Annotated in this window: 12 protein-coding genes; 5 read left to right on the forward strand and 7 right to left on the reverse strand. The window is 64.8% G+C overall.

From position 1 onward, the window contains the following. Positions 1–79: 79 nt before the first annotated feature. On the reverse strand, positions 80–295 hold the full coding sequence (locus tag WCZ84_RS02760) for a glycine zipper 2TM domain-containing protein (protein ID WP_372684729.1): 216 nt from the start codon (positions 293–295) through the stop codon (positions 80–82). 207 nt (positions 296–502) lie between these two features. Continuing rightward, on the reverse strand, positions 503–2,176 hold the full coding sequence (ettA, locus tag WCZ84_RS02765; protein ID WP_372684730.1) for an energy-dependent translational throttle protein EttA: 1,674 nt from the start codon (positions 2,174–2,176) through the stop codon (positions 503–505). 124 nt (positions 2,177–2,300) lie between these two features. Between ettA and WCZ84_RS02770 the strand changes: the two genes are divergently transcribed. Further along, positions 2,301–2,735 carry a hypothetical protein gene (locus WCZ84_RS02770; protein ID WP_372684731.1) on the forward strand — a complete coding sequence of 145 codons (435 nt, stop codon included), beginning with the start codon at positions 2,301–2,303 and terminating at the stop codon, positions 2,733–2,735. Between the two features lie 6 nt (positions 2,736–2,741). Here the strand turns inward: WCZ84_RS02770 and WCZ84_RS02775 are convergent, their stop codons facing one another. The 3 genes from WCZ84_RS02775 to WCZ84_RS02785 form a co-directional block, all read right to left on the reverse strand. Beyond that, positions 2,742–3,722 (reverse strand): glycosyltransferase family 2 protein, encoded by a 981-nt coding sequence (locus WCZ84_RS02775; RefSeq protein WP_372684732.1) that lies wholly within the window; start codon positions 3,720–3,722, stop codon positions 2,742–2,744. A gap of 174 nt (positions 3,723–3,896) precedes the next feature. Further along, positions 3,897–4,025 (reverse strand): hypothetical protein, encoded by a 129-nt coding sequence (locus WCZ84_RS02780; protein WP_372684733.1) that lies wholly within the window; start codon positions 4,023–4,025, stop codon positions 3,897–3,899. Between the two features lie 90 nt (positions 4,026–4,115). Further along, positions 4,116–4,676, reverse strand: coding sequence for a YceI family protein (locus WCZ84_RS02785; RefSeq protein ID WP_372684734.1), 561 nt, complete (start codon positions 4,674–4,676; stop codon positions 4,116–4,118). 171 nt (positions 4,677–4,847) lie between these two features. On the opposite strand from WCZ84_RS02785, the gene uvrA reads away from it, so the two are divergent. Beyond that, on the forward strand, positions 4,848–10,505 hold the full coding sequence (gene uvrA / locus WCZ84_RS02790; RefSeq protein ID WP_372684735.1) for an excinuclease ABC subunit UvrA: 5,658 nt from the start codon (positions 4,848–4,850) through the stop codon (positions 10,503–10,505). Here the strand turns inward: uvrA and WCZ84_RS02795 are convergent, their stop codons facing one another. Then, positions 10,506–11,333 carry a ThiF family adenylyltransferase gene (locus WCZ84_RS02795; RefSeq protein ID WP_372684736.1) on the reverse strand — a complete coding sequence of 276 codons (828 nt, stop codon included), beginning with the start codon at positions 11,331–11,333 and terminating at the stop codon, positions 10,506–10,508. Positions 11,334–11,431: 98 nt separating this feature from the next. On the opposite strand from WCZ84_RS02795, the gene WCZ84_RS02800 reads away from it, so the two are divergent. From WCZ84_RS02800 to WCZ84_RS02810, 3 genes are read left to right on the forward strand one after another with little or no spacing between them, the layout of a single operon-like run. Further along, complete coding sequence (locus WCZ84_RS02800; RefSeq protein WP_372684737.1) at positions 11,432–12,073, forward strand: gamma-glutamylcyclotransferase; 642 nt, start codon at positions 11,432–11,434, stop codon at positions 12,071–12,073. A 10-nt stretch (positions 12,074–12,083) separates the two neighbouring features. Beyond that, positions 12,084–12,728, forward strand: a complete 645-nt coding sequence (gene pdxH / locus WCZ84_RS02805; RefSeq protein ID WP_372684738.1) for a pyridoxamine 5'-phosphate oxidase — start codon at positions 12,084–12,086, stop codon at positions 12,726–12,728. Between the two features lie 6 nt (positions 12,729–12,734). After that, the gene (locus tag WCZ84_RS02810) at positions 12,735–13,256 is read left to right on the forward strand and encodes a flavin reductase family protein (RefSeq protein WP_372684739.1); all 522 of its coding nucleotides are present in this window, start codon (positions 12,735–12,737) and stop codon (positions 13,254–13,256) included. A 44-nt stretch (positions 13,257–13,300) separates the two neighbouring features. Here WCZ84_RS02810 and WCZ84_RS02815 read toward each other — a convergent pair whose 3' ends face one another. Further along, a complete protein-coding gene (locus WCZ84_RS02815) occupies positions 13,301–13,735 on the reverse strand; it encodes a MaoC family dehydratase (RefSeq protein ID WP_372684740.1) in 435 nt (144 codons plus the stop codon). Between the last annotated feature and the right edge of the window lie 60 nt (positions 13,736–13,795).

The following is a 13,795-nucleotide window of genomic DNA, read 5'->3' on the forward strand; positions in this document are numbered from 1 at the left end:
GACGACCCCCACCATCCGCTGCGCCAGCCGATCGGCCTTGCGGCGGACCGCCAGGCTGACAACCCGTCGCACCTTGCGGCTATTTCCCGATCTGGTCGCCAATCACGCCGCCGATGGCAGCGCCCCCCAGAGTGCCAAGGACCCCGCCATCCGAGACCACCGCCCCGGCGACGCCACCGATGCCGGCCCCCGTGACGGCCGACTTCTGCCGGCGACTCATGCTGTCCCAGGACGAGCAGCCGGCCATGGCCACCACCAGCAAGAAGCCCACGCCCCATTTCATCCATTGGGTCATGCCATTCTCCTTATCGAATACACGCTTTGAATACACACTTTCTTTATAAGGCTTTATGACACACAAAGCTGTGAGGCATGCTGTCCAAATCAGACATTTGTAACAACAGACTCAAAGCGCTTTCACCCAAGCGAGAATTTCTCGAAAGGCTGGATGCGCCGGGGTCTCGAGCCATTCGTAGAGCACCATCTCTATCGTATACGCCTTCTATCTCAGTGCCTTGTACCGAATGCGCCGTGGGCGGGCGCCATCCTCCCCGAGCCGGCGCTTCTTGTCGGCCTCGTATTCCTGATAGTTTCCATCGAAGAACACCACCTGGGAATCGCCCTCGAAGGCCAGTATGTGCGTGGCGATCCGATCCAGAAACCAGCGGTCATGACTGATGACCAGCACACTGCCGGCGAACTCGAGCAGCGCGTCTTCGAGCGCGCGCAAGGTTTCCACGTCCAGGTCGTTCGAGGGTTCATCCAGCAGCAGTACGTTGCCGCCCGTCAGCAGGGTCTTGGCCAGGTGCAGGCGCCCGCGCTCGCCGCCCGACAGCTTGCCGACCTGCTTGTTCTGGTCGCCGCCCCTGAAATTGAAGCGGCCCAGATAGGCCCGAGCCGGCATTTCGAACCGCCCGACCGTCAGCAGGTCGGCGCCATCGGAAATGGCCTCGAAAACGGTCTTTTCATCAGGCAGGGACTCGCGCGACTGATCCACGTAAGCCAACTTGACCGTCTGCCCGAGCGACACCTCGCCCGAATCCGGCGCTTCCTGGCCCGCAATCAGGCGAAACAGCGTCGACTTGCCCGCGCCGTTGGGGCCGATGATACCCACGATGGCGCCGGGCGGAATGCGAAAACTGAGGTCTTCGAACAACAAGCGGTCGCCAAACGACTTGGAGACGTTCTTGAACTCGATGGCCTCGTTGCCCAGGCGCTCGGCCACCGGAATGAAGATTTCCTGCGTTTCATTGCGCTTCTGGTATTCGTGAGATGAAAGTTCCTCGAAACGCGCCAGACGCGCCTTGGCCTTGGCCTGGCGCCCCTTGGGATTTTGCCGCACCCATTCGAGTTCTTTGCGGATGGTGCGCTGGCGCGCCGATTCGGACGCTTCTTCGTGCCGGAGACGGTCTTCTTTTTGTTCGAGCCAGGAAGTGTAATTGCCCTTCCAGGGAATCCCATGCCCGCGATCCAGTTCGAGAATCCACTCGGCGGCATTGTCCAGAAAATAGCGATCGTGGGTCACGGCCACGACCGTGCCTGGAAACTGGCGCAAAAAGACCTCGAGCCACTCGACCGATTCGGCATCCAGGTGGTTGGTGGGTTCGTCGAGCAGCAGCATGTCGGGCTTGGACAGCAGCAAGCGACACAGTGCGACACGCCGTTTCTCGCCGCCCGACAGATGGGCCACCTTGGCGTCCCAGGGCGGCAGCCGCAAGGCATCGGCCGCGATCTCCATCTGGGTCTCCAGATCGTCCGCGCCGCTGCTGGCCGCAGCGGCGATTACAGCCTCCAGCCTGGCCTGCTCGGTCGCCAGGGCATCGAAATCGGCATCGGGATCCGCGTAGGCGGCATACACGTCATCGAGCCGCCGGCGGGCTTCGAATACCTCGCCCAGCCCTTCTTCCACCGACTGGCGCACGGTATGCGCCGGATCCAGGCGCGGTTCCTGGGGCAAATACCCGATGCGCAGACCGGGCATGGGAATCGCCTCGCCCTCGATCTCTTTGTCTTCGCCGGCCATGATGCGTAGCAGCGTGGACTTGCCGGCCCCGTTCAGGCCCAGCACGCCAATCTTGGCGCCCGGAAAGAAAGACAAGGAAATATCACGCAAGATCTGGCGCTTGGGGGGTACGATCTTACCCACCCGATTCATCGAATAAACATACTGTGCCATCGTGCAACCCTGCAAAAATGAACGCAGCCCCGATTGTAGGCCGAGCCCGAAAAATCGGCCCGAAGACGCCCCCGCCGCAGCGTACAATGGGGCGACCGCCATCCTGAGCCAACCGATATTTCACATGCTGGGATTCACCGCCGCCGACGCCGACCTCCTGGGCCGCACTGCCGATGCCCTGACCGCCTGGATGGGCAAACCCGTCATCGCCGAGATCATTACCGAAACCGAGGCCGGCTACGAATGGGCGCTGTTCGCCATTCCGCTCCAGCCGGGCGAAGCGCCCGAGGCACCCGTCCAGGTGGGCGGCCCGGGCGCGCACTTTGCGGGCAGCTGCGGCGGGCTCGACCTGACCGACGGCCAGATGATCGAATGCACGCTTCTGTGGGCGATACAACGCTGCGACTACAGCGAGATCCGCTACATCAAGGTCAGCGCCCAGGGCGAGGAAACCGGCTGGTCGGACAACCTGGCCAGCCTGCTGCCATTCGCCGTCGCCGAACCCGAAACCGAACCCGAGACCCCAGAAGACCCGGACGACGCCGACGACCTGGCCTGAGCAGCGTCACGGCCTGCCCGGATGGCGCGGCCTGGATCGCATCCCATATCGCGGCGCCTGGTCGCGCAGAAACAACCCCAAGCCCAGCGGCCAGGCCAGCGCCACCAGCAGGCGCGCCGCCGGTCGGGTCAGGCGACAATCCAGCGGCCGGGGCAGGCCCAGGCTGCGCCAGTGCAAACCAAAGCGCGTATAGCGCGCGGCCGCAGAAAAAAATGCCCAGGGGCGCTGATAAAACCAGCCCAGGCACTGGTCCAGGGTGTCGTGCGCCAGCAACCAGAGCCCCGGCGCGAGAACACGCATGTCGCCCGCCGTCGTCTGCCGTGTCAGGCTGTCGGGGCTGTCGTGGTAGACCCTGAACACCTGGTTGACGAAACGTGTCTGGTAGCCGGCCCGGGCCATGGCGCGCCAGACCAGGCTTTCGGGCACGAAACCGGCCACGCCCTCTGGAAATGGAAAGCCGCGCACGATATCGGTACGCAGGCAGCCGAATTTCTCGCCGCGGACGCGATGGCGAAAATACATCTCCAGGGGGGTGGCATCCATGACGTCGAGCGGATAGGGATCGCCCACGACCTGGCCGTCAGGCCGCGCGCACAAGCCGGTAATACCCACAAACAGCGCGCGCCGATCCAACGGGATTTCCTCCCAGGCCCGCGCCATGTGGCACAGGGCGCTGGAGTCCAGCTCGTCATCACTGTCGAGCAGGACCACCCACTCGCCGCGCGCCTGACGGATACCCGTATTCAGCGCCGTTTTTTTGTGTTGCTGCGCCTGCCAGACGTAGCGAATGGGAAAACCCGCTTCGGCCTGCCACGCCTCGACACGCTGCCGCGTGCCGTCGGTGGAGCCATCATCGACCACCACCCACTCGAAATCCTGATAGGACTGCTCTTGCAGCGAACGGTAGACCCGCTCTAGCGTATGTGCACGATTGTAGGTGGGCGTGACGATGGAAAACAAATGGCGCCATGTGGTGTCGCTACCCATGATACCCCTGCTGTAGACCCAAGCGGCCTGCGGTCCAGAAAACGGCAGCGGCTGGGCGAACCAGCCGATCCGTATCATGATAGCCATAAAAAAACCACGAATCTCGCGATTCGTGGCGTGTGGCAGGGCTGAATTGTATGCAAACCATACGCCCCTGCGGGCACGGAGAAGGGATCAGGCGCGCTTGACCTTTTCGAGCATCTTGAAGACCCCTTTGGGCGAACCGACGAACAGGCGTTTGAAGGACTTGCCCAGACACCGGCGTTCGAGGGTATTGCGCCGGTTGCGTTTGATTTCTGCCATGAATTGACTCCTGAATGATGGGCGGGCACAAAGACGACACCCGCCATTTTAGCAAAATGGCGGAAATACCCCCGCATGCACCCCGAACCCTCAACCCTGGCGCACCCCTTCGATCTCGATCTGGAGGCGCACGGTATCCGGAATCCCGGGCAAGCCGAACCCCATGCCCCACTGGCTGCGCTGCAGATCGACCTGGAAATCGCCGCCACAGACTTCGCGCTGGATACGTGCGTTCTGGTAACAATTGAAACGCACTGCTTGCAGGGTGACGGGATGCGCCTGGCCCAGCAAGCGAAGAGAGCCCTCGACCGCGCTCAGGGTGTCGCCATCGAACACGAACGCGGTCGACTCGAACACCGCCGTGGGGTACTGCGCCACATTGAAGAAGTCGGGGCCCTGGAGATGCTGGTCGAACCCGGCCGAGCCCGAATTGATGGAGGCCATGTCGATCTGGATCGCCGCATGGCCGGCCCGGGCCTGGCGATCGAACTGGATCTGGCCATCGATGGCGTCGAAGCGCCCACGCACCGTGGACGTGCCATGGTGCAACACTTCGAACGTGACATACGTATGGTCTGGATCAACGGCGTAGTCGGCCGCCTGAGCGTAACCCGCCAGGCAGAGCAGTGGAATCAGGCAAAGACGTTTCATAGTGAGCTCCTGTGGGATCATGCCGCCTGTTCATTGTAGGGACGCCACCGTACGCCCGGACCCCACTCTCTTCACAGGGTCTGATGCAAATCAAAGAACCTGTTCATGACGATCCTTCTGCCGGCAGGGCCTTGGCGCGCGAACGCGACAGGGCCAGATTATGATGACGCCATGAACGCACCGATACGCATCACTGGCGCGCGCCAGAACAACCTGAAAAACCTCGACCTGACCATCCAAACCGGTCAATTGCTGGTCATCACCGGGGTATCCGGCTCGGGCAAGAGCTCGTTGGCCTTCGATACGCTCTACGCAGAAGGACAGCGACGTTACGTCGAAACATTTTCACCCTACGCCCGGCAGTTTCTCGATCGCATGGACAAGCCCCAGGTAGAGCGCATCGAAGGCATCCTGCCGGCCATCGCCATCGACCAGGTCAACCCCGTGCGCAATTCGCGCAGTACGGTGGGGACCATGACCGAACTCAACGATCACCTGAAGCTGCTCTTTGCACGGGCGGGGCATCTGCACTGCGCACAGTGCGCCCGCCCAGTGGTGCAAGACAATCCGGCCAGCATCCGACGTCAGCTCGACGCCTGGTGCGCAAATCGCAACCCGCGGCTGGTCGTCACGTTTCCGGTAAAGGTGCCGGCCAACTTCACAACCGAAGAAATCCGCGGTTATCTCGAGCAGCAGGGTTATACCCGCACCCACCCACCCGCCGATGAACGGACCGCACCCGACACGCCGAAAGCCGCTACCGCCAGTGCGGGCAAGGCGCGCCGCCAGGCGGGCGAACCGATGCCCGAGCGGGTGCTGCACGTAGTGCAGGATCGCTTTCGCCCGGCCACGGCAGAACCCGCGCGCTTCCAGGAAGCCCTGGAGATCGCCCTGCAGCAAGGCAAGGGCCACATCACGGTGTACGCTCTGTTCGACGACGCCCCCGAGGAAACCTGGCGCTTCAGCAACCGCCTGCACTGCGCACAGTGCGACTTGGCATACAAGGCCGCCACGCCCAGCACCTTCTCGTTCAATTCTCCCCTGGGGGCGTGCGAGCACTGCCGGGGATTCGGCCGGGTCATGGGGATAGACTACGGCCTGGTGGTACCCGACGAATCGCTCAGCCTGCGCGATGGCGCCATCAAACCCTGGCAGAGCGCCAGCTACAAAGAATGTCAGGATGACCTGGAACGCTACGGACGCAAAGCCGGGATCCGGCTCGACGTGCCCTGGCATGATCTCAACGCAGCGGAAAAAAGCTGGATCATCGACGGCGCGCCCGACTGGAAAGGGGGATCCTCCGCCTGGAAGCACCAGTGGTACGGAATACAGCGGTTTTTCGACTGGCTGGAAACCAGGGCTTACCGCATGCACGTGCGGGTCCTGCTGTCGCGCTACCGCAGCTACAGCCCCTGCCCACATTGTCGTGGGGCCCGCCTCAAGCCCGCAGCCACTCTCTGGCGGCTCGGGCAGGACACGCAGGCCATCGCGCACCACCCCCGCTTCATGCCCGCCCAGGTCCGCTGGAGCCCGGAACAGCTCGCCGCCCTGCCTGGCCTGGGCCTGCACGACCTCATGATTCTGCCGCTGGACATCGTGCGTGACTGGTTCAGTCAGCTGCAGACCGGCACCGCCATCGATGCCGCCCTGCAGGAACTGCTCGACGAAATCCGTGGCCGGCTGCGATTCCTGTGCGACGTGGGCCTGGGCTATCTGTCCCTGGACCGGCAGAGCCGTACGCTTTCCGGTGGTGAAGTGCAGCGCATCAACCTGACGACGGCACTGGGCACGTCACTGGTCAACACCCTGTTCGTGCTCGATGAGCCCTCCATCGGGCTGCATCCGCGCGACATCCACCGCATCGTGCAGGTCATGCACCGCCTGCGCGACCATGGCAACACGCTCGTCGTGGTCGAACATGATCCCCAGGTCATGCAGGCCGCCGACCGTATTCTCGACATCGGCCCCGGGCCTGGCGAGCGGGGCGGCCGGATCCTGTTCGACGGCACACCAGCCGAACTGGCCCAGGCCGATACGCTCACCAGCCGGTACTTCAGCGGCCGCCTGCGCATCGAGGCGCCACGCCCGCAGGCCGTCGAGGCAGGCACCCCGCGCCTGCTGCTGCAGGGGGTGCGCGCACACAACCTGAAAGGGATCGATTTCGCCCTGCCGCTCGGGCGCCTGGTGTGCCTGACCGGCGTGTCGGGGTCCGGCAAGTCGACGTTGGTCCAGGACGTGCTGTATCCCGCGCTGCGCAAGCACTTCGGCCAGGCGACAGAAGCACCAGGCGCCCACGACGCGCTTCTGGGCGCCGAGCAGATCGAAGACGCGGTACTGGTCGACCAAAGCCCGATCGGGCGCACCACCCGCTCGAATCCCGCCAGCTATGTCGGCGCGTTCGACGCCATACGCAAGCTGTTTGCCGCCGCCGACCGTTCGCGCGAGCGAGGCTATACCGCAGGCACCTTCAGCTTCAACACGGGCGACGGCCGCTGCCCGACCTGTGGCGGCACGGGCTTCGAGCACATCGAAATGCAATTCCTGTCCGATGTCTATCTGCGCTGCCCAGACTGCCAGGGCCGCCGCTATCGGCCCGAAATCCTCGAGGTGCGCATCGAGCACCTGGGCCAGAGCGCCTCGATCGACGAAGTGCTCGACATGACGGTGCATCAGGCGCTCGAATTCTTCAAGGGGTTGCGCGACGTGCAGTGGGGGCTGGCGCCGCTGGCCGACGTGGGCCTGGACTACGTGCGGCTGGGCCAGCCAGTGCCGACGCTCTCGGGGGGCGAAGCCCAGCGCCTGAAGCTGGCCGGCCATCTCGCCGAGGCGGCGCGCTCGAAGCCATCGAAAAAGCCGCACAAAGGAAAGCTGCTGCTCTTCGACGAACCCACCACCGGCCTGCACTTCGACGACATCGCCCGGCTCATGCAGGCGTTTCGCAAACTGCTCGCCGCCGGGCATTCATTGCTGGTCATCGAGCATAACCTGGACGTGATCCGCGCCAGCGACTGGGTGGTCGACCTGGGCCCCGAAGGGGGCGACCGGGGGGGATGCATCGTCGCCCAAGGCAGCCCCGACGAGATCATGCGCCAGGGCGATACGCACACCGCGCAGGCGCTGGCCGACTACGACCGCTGGTACCAGGGCCAGGGGCTGCAGCTGCAGGAGACCGGCCCCCGGACCCTGGCGACGGCATCCAGCCCGGACATCCACATCGTGAACGCGCGCGAACACAACCTGAAAGGGATCGACGTGCACATCCCGCGCGACGCCTTCACTGTCATCACCGGGGTATCGGGCTCGGGCAAGTCCACGCTGGCCTTCGACATTTTGTTCAACGAAGGGCAGCGGCGCTACCTCGAATCCCTGAACGCCTACGCCCGCGCCATCGTGCAGCCGGCGGGCAAGCCGGACGTCGACGCGATCTATGGGATTCCACCCACTGTGGCCATCGAACAACGCACCAGCCGCGGCGGCCGCAAGTCGACCGTGGCGACGATGACGGAAATCCACCATTTCCTGCGTCTGCTGTACGTGCGCCTGGGCACCCAGATGTGCCCGAACTGCCACGTACCGGTCCGCCCCCAGACGGCGGAACAGATCGTGGCCCAGATCATGCACGATCTGAAACACGAACACATTGGGCTACTGGCGCCGCTGGTGGTGGCCCGCAAAGGGTATTACACCGACCTGGCCAAGTGGGCGGCGGGGCATGGCCACACGCACCTGCGTGTGGATGGCGCATTCGTGGCGACCCACCCGTGGCCGCGGCTGGACCGCTACCGGGAACACACCATCGAACTGCCCATCCGCGACGTGCTGGTCGTGCCCGATCAGGAAGCGGCACTGCGCGAAGCCGTGCACGCCGCTCTGGCGCAGGGGCACGGCACCATCCGGGTGTTGGCTGGCCTGACGCGCCCGGGGCCCGACACCCTCGAAGCCCGGCGCGCCAAGGGGCTGGCCCCGGCGCCGCGCGAATTGACCTTTTCCGTGAAGCGGGCCTGCCCCGGCTGCGGCACCAGTTTTCCGGAACCGGATCCACGGCTCTTTTCATACAACTCGCGCCACGGCTGGTGCCCCACCTGCTTTGGGACGGGGCTGGAACTGCCGGGCTTCGACGCCCAGCAAACGGGCGAAGAGGCCGCCTGGCAGGACGATCCGGAACATGCGTCCCGGCCTTGCCCCGACTGCCATGGCCAGCGCCTGAACGCCGTGGCGCGGGCCTTTCTGTGGCAAGGCCGCTCCATCGCGGAACTGGCGGCCCTGGCGGTGGATGACGCCCGCCCATTCTTCGCCCACCTCGAATTGAGCGGGCGCGACGCCGACATCGCACGCGACATCCTGTCCGAGATCCGGGCCCGGCTGGATTTCATGGCCGACGTGGGGCTGGGCTATCTCGCACTCGACCGCGCAGCCCCCACTTTGTCCGGGGGGGAAGCCCAGCGCATCCGCCTGGCCGCCCAGCTGGGATCCAACCTGCAGGGTGTCTGCTACGTACTGGACGAGCCCACCATCGGCCTGCACCCACACGACAATCGCATCCTGCTCGATGCCCTGGGCCGCCTGGAAGGCCACGGCAACACGCTGGTGGTGGTCGAACACGACGAAGACACGATACGCCGGGCGGATCACGTCATCGACATGGGCCCCGGTGCCGGGATACGGGGTGGTCGCATCATTGCCCAGGGCACCGTGCAGGAAATCGCCCGGCACCCGGACTCGATCACGGGCCGCTATCTTCGCCAGCCGCTGGTCCACCCCATGCACGGCTACCGAACGGTCAGCGAGGCCCACGACTCACTCCACGTCATCGGTGCAAACAAACACAATCTGAATCATATCCAGGTGCGTATCCCGCTGGCCCGGTTGTCGGTCGTCACAGGGGTGTCGGGTTCCGGCAAGTCCACCCTGGCCCGCGACGTGCTGCTCGAGAACCTGGCCCGCAGGCGAGCCGATCCATCCAGTCCGTGGCTGGGCTGCACAAAAATCCGCGGCTGGGAAGCCATCGACCGGGTCCTGGAAGTCGACCAGACCCCGATCGGCAAGACGCCGCGCTCCTGCCCGGCTACGTATGCCGGCTTCTGGGACGACATCCGCAAGCTGTATGCCAGTACCCACGAAGCCCGCGTGCGCGGCTGGAACGCATCGCGCTTTTCTTTCAATACGGGTGCCGGGCGTTGCCCCGAATGCCAGGGCCAAGGCATGCGCACCGTGGAAATGAATTTTCTGCCGGACGTCAAAATCCCCTGCGAGACGTGCCATGGTGCCCGCTTCAATGAAGAAACGCTCGAAGTCCTCTGGAACGGCCACACCATCGGCGACGTGCTGCGCATGGAAGTCGATGACGCCCTGCCCCATTTTTCCGCGCATCGCAAGATCGCCCATGCGCTACAGCTGATGCAGGACGTCGGGCTCGGCTATCTCACGCTGGGCCAGGCCTCGCCCACGCTATCCGGCGGCGAGGCCCAGCGCCTGAAGCTGGTGGCCGAACTGTCCAAGGCCCGGCTCGACGAAGGCCTGCTGCGCAGCGGGCGCGCATCACGAACCGCGCGCACCCTGTACGTGCTGGATGAACCATCGGTGGGCCTGTCCACGGCCGACGTCGAGAAACTCATTGGGGTGCTGCATCGCCTGGTGGATGCAGGCCACACCGTCGTGGTCATCGAGCACAACCTGGACATCATGGCCGAAGCCGACTGGCTCATCGACCTGGGGCCCGAAGGCGGCGCCGGCGGTGGCCAGGTCGTCGCCCAGGGCGACCCGCAAACGATCGCCCGGCAGCACAGCCATACCGGTCGCATCCTGGGCGAATTTCTTCAGCGCCGGTAATCAGGGGGCTGCGGCCAGAGCATGCTGCAGCGCCCAGTTGGCCGCTGCCAGCCCCATGGTGGCCGTGATGGCCACCGCCGAACCATAGCCGGCGCACGACAGACCCGCCGCGCTGCCCGGCCCCCATTGCGCCGGCAGGAGGGTCTGCTGGCCAAACCACAAGCAGGGCACGCCCATGCGCGGCACCCGCCTGCGGCTGCGTCCAGATCCGGCCAGCGCCGACGGCCAGCCATGGCGCTTGCGCAACTGCTGGCGAACCCGGGCCAGCAAAGCGTCGTGCGTGGCAAGAGACAGATCCCCCGCCTGCAGTGCCAATGGGTCCGTTTTGCCGCCCGCCCCGCCGCACACCAGCAACGGCACGCCTTGCGCGCGCGCCTGGAGGACCATGGCCACCTTGGCCGCCACCTGATCCGTGCAGTCGATCCAGACCCCTGGATACTGCTGCATCAGGGCCGCCACGTTCTCCGGCGACACGAAATCATCCACCGGCTGCACCGCGCAGGCGGGATGGATGTCGCGGATCCGGGCGGACATGGCCTCGATCTTGGCCTGGCCCAGCGTACGGCTGCTGGCCTGGACCTGCCGGTTCACATTCGATTCTGCCACGTGATCCAGATCGACCAGTGTCAGGCGGCCCACCCCCGAGCGGGCCAGGGCCTCGAGCGCCCACGATCCGACGCCGCCCACCCCAGCCACCACCACGTGCTGAAGGGCCAGCCGGTCAACGGTCCCCGTACCATAGAGGCGATCCAAACCCCCGAAACGGCGCCCAGGGTCGAAAACATCCGGCGACGAGGCCGGCACGGGCGAGGAAACAGGTGAGGACATGGATGGGCCCTGATGGCTTGAGAGCCCTCATTTTAATGAAACGACGGCAAGTCTTTTACAATGGAGGGTCTCACTCTGTTTTGACGCCCTCCAAGAACATGCCGACTGGTCGATTCCCTGCCCCCCCCACACCCGAGACCTTGCATCTGCGCGACGCGGCCTGGCACGAGCGCTCCATCGCCCAGGCGCTGGATCACTGGGACGGGCGTACGGATCTTTGGGTCTTCGGTTACGGGTCCCTGGTCTGGCGCCCCGAATTCGAATACCTCGAAGCCCGCCTGGCTCAGATCCACGGATACCATCGGGCGCTGTGTATGTGGTCACGCGTCAACCGTGGCACGCCAGAGCACCCCGGCCTGGTGTTCAGCCTGGATCACGGTGGCCTGTGCCGCGGGCGCGCCTATCGCATCGCGGCCGACCACGTGCCGCAGACCATGCGCGCGCTGTGGGCCCGGGAAATGCCCAGCGGCTCATACATCCCCCGCTGGCTGCCCTGCAAAACCCCCAACGGGCCGCTATCGGCCCTGGTCTTTACCATGGACCGCAGCGACCCCAGTTACGTCCCGGGCCTGTCCATCGAACAGATCCTGGGCATCGTACGCACCAGCCGGGGCCGGTATGGTCCCTGCAGCGAATACGTGTTGCAAACGGCACAGGCCCTGGAAGCCGCCGGCATCCTCGATCCAGAACTGGACGCGATCGCACGCGCGCTGCAGGCCCCCTCTTCCGAAACCCTCTGAACCGTTCCCCATGTCTCTTGCCGATATCCGCCAGACGTACCAGAAGTTCGAACTGCTCGAATCCGCCGTACTTCCCGATCCGTTTCAGCAGTTCAACCAATGGCTCGAACAGGCCTTGCACAGCGAAGTCCGCGAACCCACGGCCATGGCGCTGGCCACCGTCGACGCCGACGGCCAGCCTGCGGCGCGCATCGTCCTGCTCAAAGAGGTCAGTGCCAGCGGGTTTGTTTTCTACACCAACTACGAATCCCGCAAAGGTCTCGCACTGACGGCACATCCACAGGCGAGCCTGCTGTTTTTCTGGCCCGAGCTCGAGCGCCAGGTGCGCATCGAGGGGCGGGTCACCCCGCTCAGCCCCGAAGAATCCGATGCCTATTATCAAAGCCGTCCTCTGGGTTCGCGCATCGGCGCCTGGGCCTCGCCGCAGAGTCGGCCCATGACCCACGAAGCCCTGGCTGAACAGGTCCAGGCGCTGACCCGCCGCCTGGGCACGGATCCCGAACGCCCCCCCTTCTGGGGCGGCTACTGCCTGTGCCCGCAGCGCTTCGAATTCTGGCAAGGGCGCCCTTCCCGCCTGCACGATCGCCTGGTCTATACGCACGACGCCGAGGCCAAGGCCGTGGCGTCGTGGCACATCACGCGTATTGCCCCCTGAAACGGTATGGCCCGACGCCCGCGCCCAGCCGACTTTTCCGCCGCCGATTTCCGCAAGGCCCTGGGGCGCTTCCCAACCGGGGTCACCGTCATTACGGCTGAAAACCCTGTCACGACCCAGCCCATCGGCCTGACCATCAGCTCGTTCAGTTCGGTTTCACTGGCGCCGCCCATGGTGCTCTGGACGCTGACCGACAACGCCGCCTCGCTGGCTGCCTTCAGGCAACTGGATCGCTACGTGATTCATGTGCTGTCGGCCAGCCAAGCCGCGCTGGCCCGCCGATTCGCCCATGGGCCGCAGCCGGCCCGTTTCGGTGGTGTTTCCCTGGCGCGCGCCCCTTCAGGCACGCTGAGGCTGGGCGATGGCCATTGTGCGGCGTGGTTCGAATGCTTCAATGTCCGCCAGCACCGGGCGGGAGACCACTGGATATTCATCGGCCAGGTCGAGCACTGCGGCCACCGCCAGATCGCCCCGCTCATTTATCATGCCGGCGACTTCGACCTGACCCCCACCGGCACCCCTTTGTAACAGCCAGCCGGCCTGCGCGACCGGCCCCAAACGGTGCAAAGGGCTTAGCGTTCGAGTTCGAACAGATTGGTGACTTCGATCTCGAGCACCTGTTCATCGGACTGGTTGAACAGGCGCCACGTCCAGCGCATGATGCCCAGGTCATCGCGCGACGAGGAGACGCGCTTCGAATCGATGGTGGCCTCGAGGCGCAGGGCGTCGCCCGCGCGCACCGGTGTCATCCAGCGGATCCGATCCAGCCCCGGCGAACCGAAGCATTCAGACCCTTCGAGGGACTCGGCCGCCAGGCGCATGGCCAGCCCGCAGGTAAGCCAGCCGCTGGCGATCAGGCCCCCCCAGCGCCCCTTCTTGGCGCGTTCTTCATCGACATGAAACCACTGTGGATCGTACGCGCGAGCAAATTCGAGCATGGTGGTCTTATCCACGACGATCGGACCATATTTGAGAACCATGCCGGGTTCGAATTCCTTGAATTTCATGAGTTGTATTCCTGACAACGGGCGCCTTGCAGCAAGCCGTACGAGATAAATTGGACAATC

The sequence above is a fragment of the Castellaniella sp. genome (assembly GCF_041675725.1).
Classification (GTDB): domain Bacteria; phylum Pseudomonadota; class Gammaproteobacteria; order Burkholderiales; family Burkholderiaceae_B; genus Castellaniella.

What these genes read in the sequence shown, in the direction of transcription:
- WCZ84_RS02760 (WP_372684729.1), bottom strand. Translation starts at nt 295, where the DNA reads ATGACCCAATGGATGAAATGGGGCGTGGGCTTCTTGCTGGTGGTGGCC.
- ettA (WP_372684730.1), bottom strand. Translation starts at nt 2,176, where the DNA reads ATGGCACAGTATGTTTATTCGATGAATCGGGTGGGTAAGATCGTACCC.
- WCZ84_RS02770 (WP_372684731.1), top strand. Translation starts at nt 2,301, where the DNA reads ATGCTGGGATTCACCGCCGCCGACGCCGACCTCCTGGGCCGCACTGCC.
- WCZ84_RS02775 (WP_372684732.1), bottom strand. Translation starts at nt 3,722, where the DNA reads ATGGGTAGCGACACCACATGGCGCCATTTGTTTTCCATCGTCACGCCC.
- WCZ84_RS02780 (WP_372684733.1), bottom strand. Translation starts at nt 4,025, where the DNA reads ATGGCAGAAATCAAACGCAACCGGCGCAATACCCTCGAACGCCGGTGT.
- WCZ84_RS02785 (WP_372684734.1), bottom strand. Translation starts at nt 4,676, where the DNA reads ATGAAACGTCTTTGCCTGATTCCACTGCTCTGCCTGGCGGGTTACGCT.
- uvrA (WP_372684735.1), top strand. Translation starts at nt 4,848, where the DNA reads ATGAACGCACCGATACGCATCACTGGCGCGCGCCAGAACAACCTGAAA.
- WCZ84_RS02795 (WP_372684736.1), bottom strand. Translation starts at nt 11,333, where the DNA reads ATGTCCTCACCTGTTTCCTCGCCCGTGCCGGCCTCGTCGCCGGATGTT.
- WCZ84_RS02800 (WP_372684737.1), top strand. Translation starts at nt 11,432, where the DNA reads ATGCCGACTGGTCGATTCCCTGCCCCCCCCACACCCGAGACCTTGCAT.
- pdxH (WP_372684738.1), top strand. Translation starts at nt 12,084, where the DNA reads ATGTCTCTTGCCGATATCCGCCAGACGTACCAGAAGTTCGAACTGCTC.
- WCZ84_RS02810 (WP_372684739.1), top strand. Translation starts at nt 12,735, where the DNA reads ATGGCCCGACGCCCGCGCCCAGCCGACTTTTCCGCCGCCGATTTCCGC.
- WCZ84_RS02815 (WP_372684740.1), bottom strand. Translation starts at nt 13,735, where the DNA reads ATGAAATTCAAGGAATTCGAACCCGGCATGGTTCTCAAATATGGTCCG.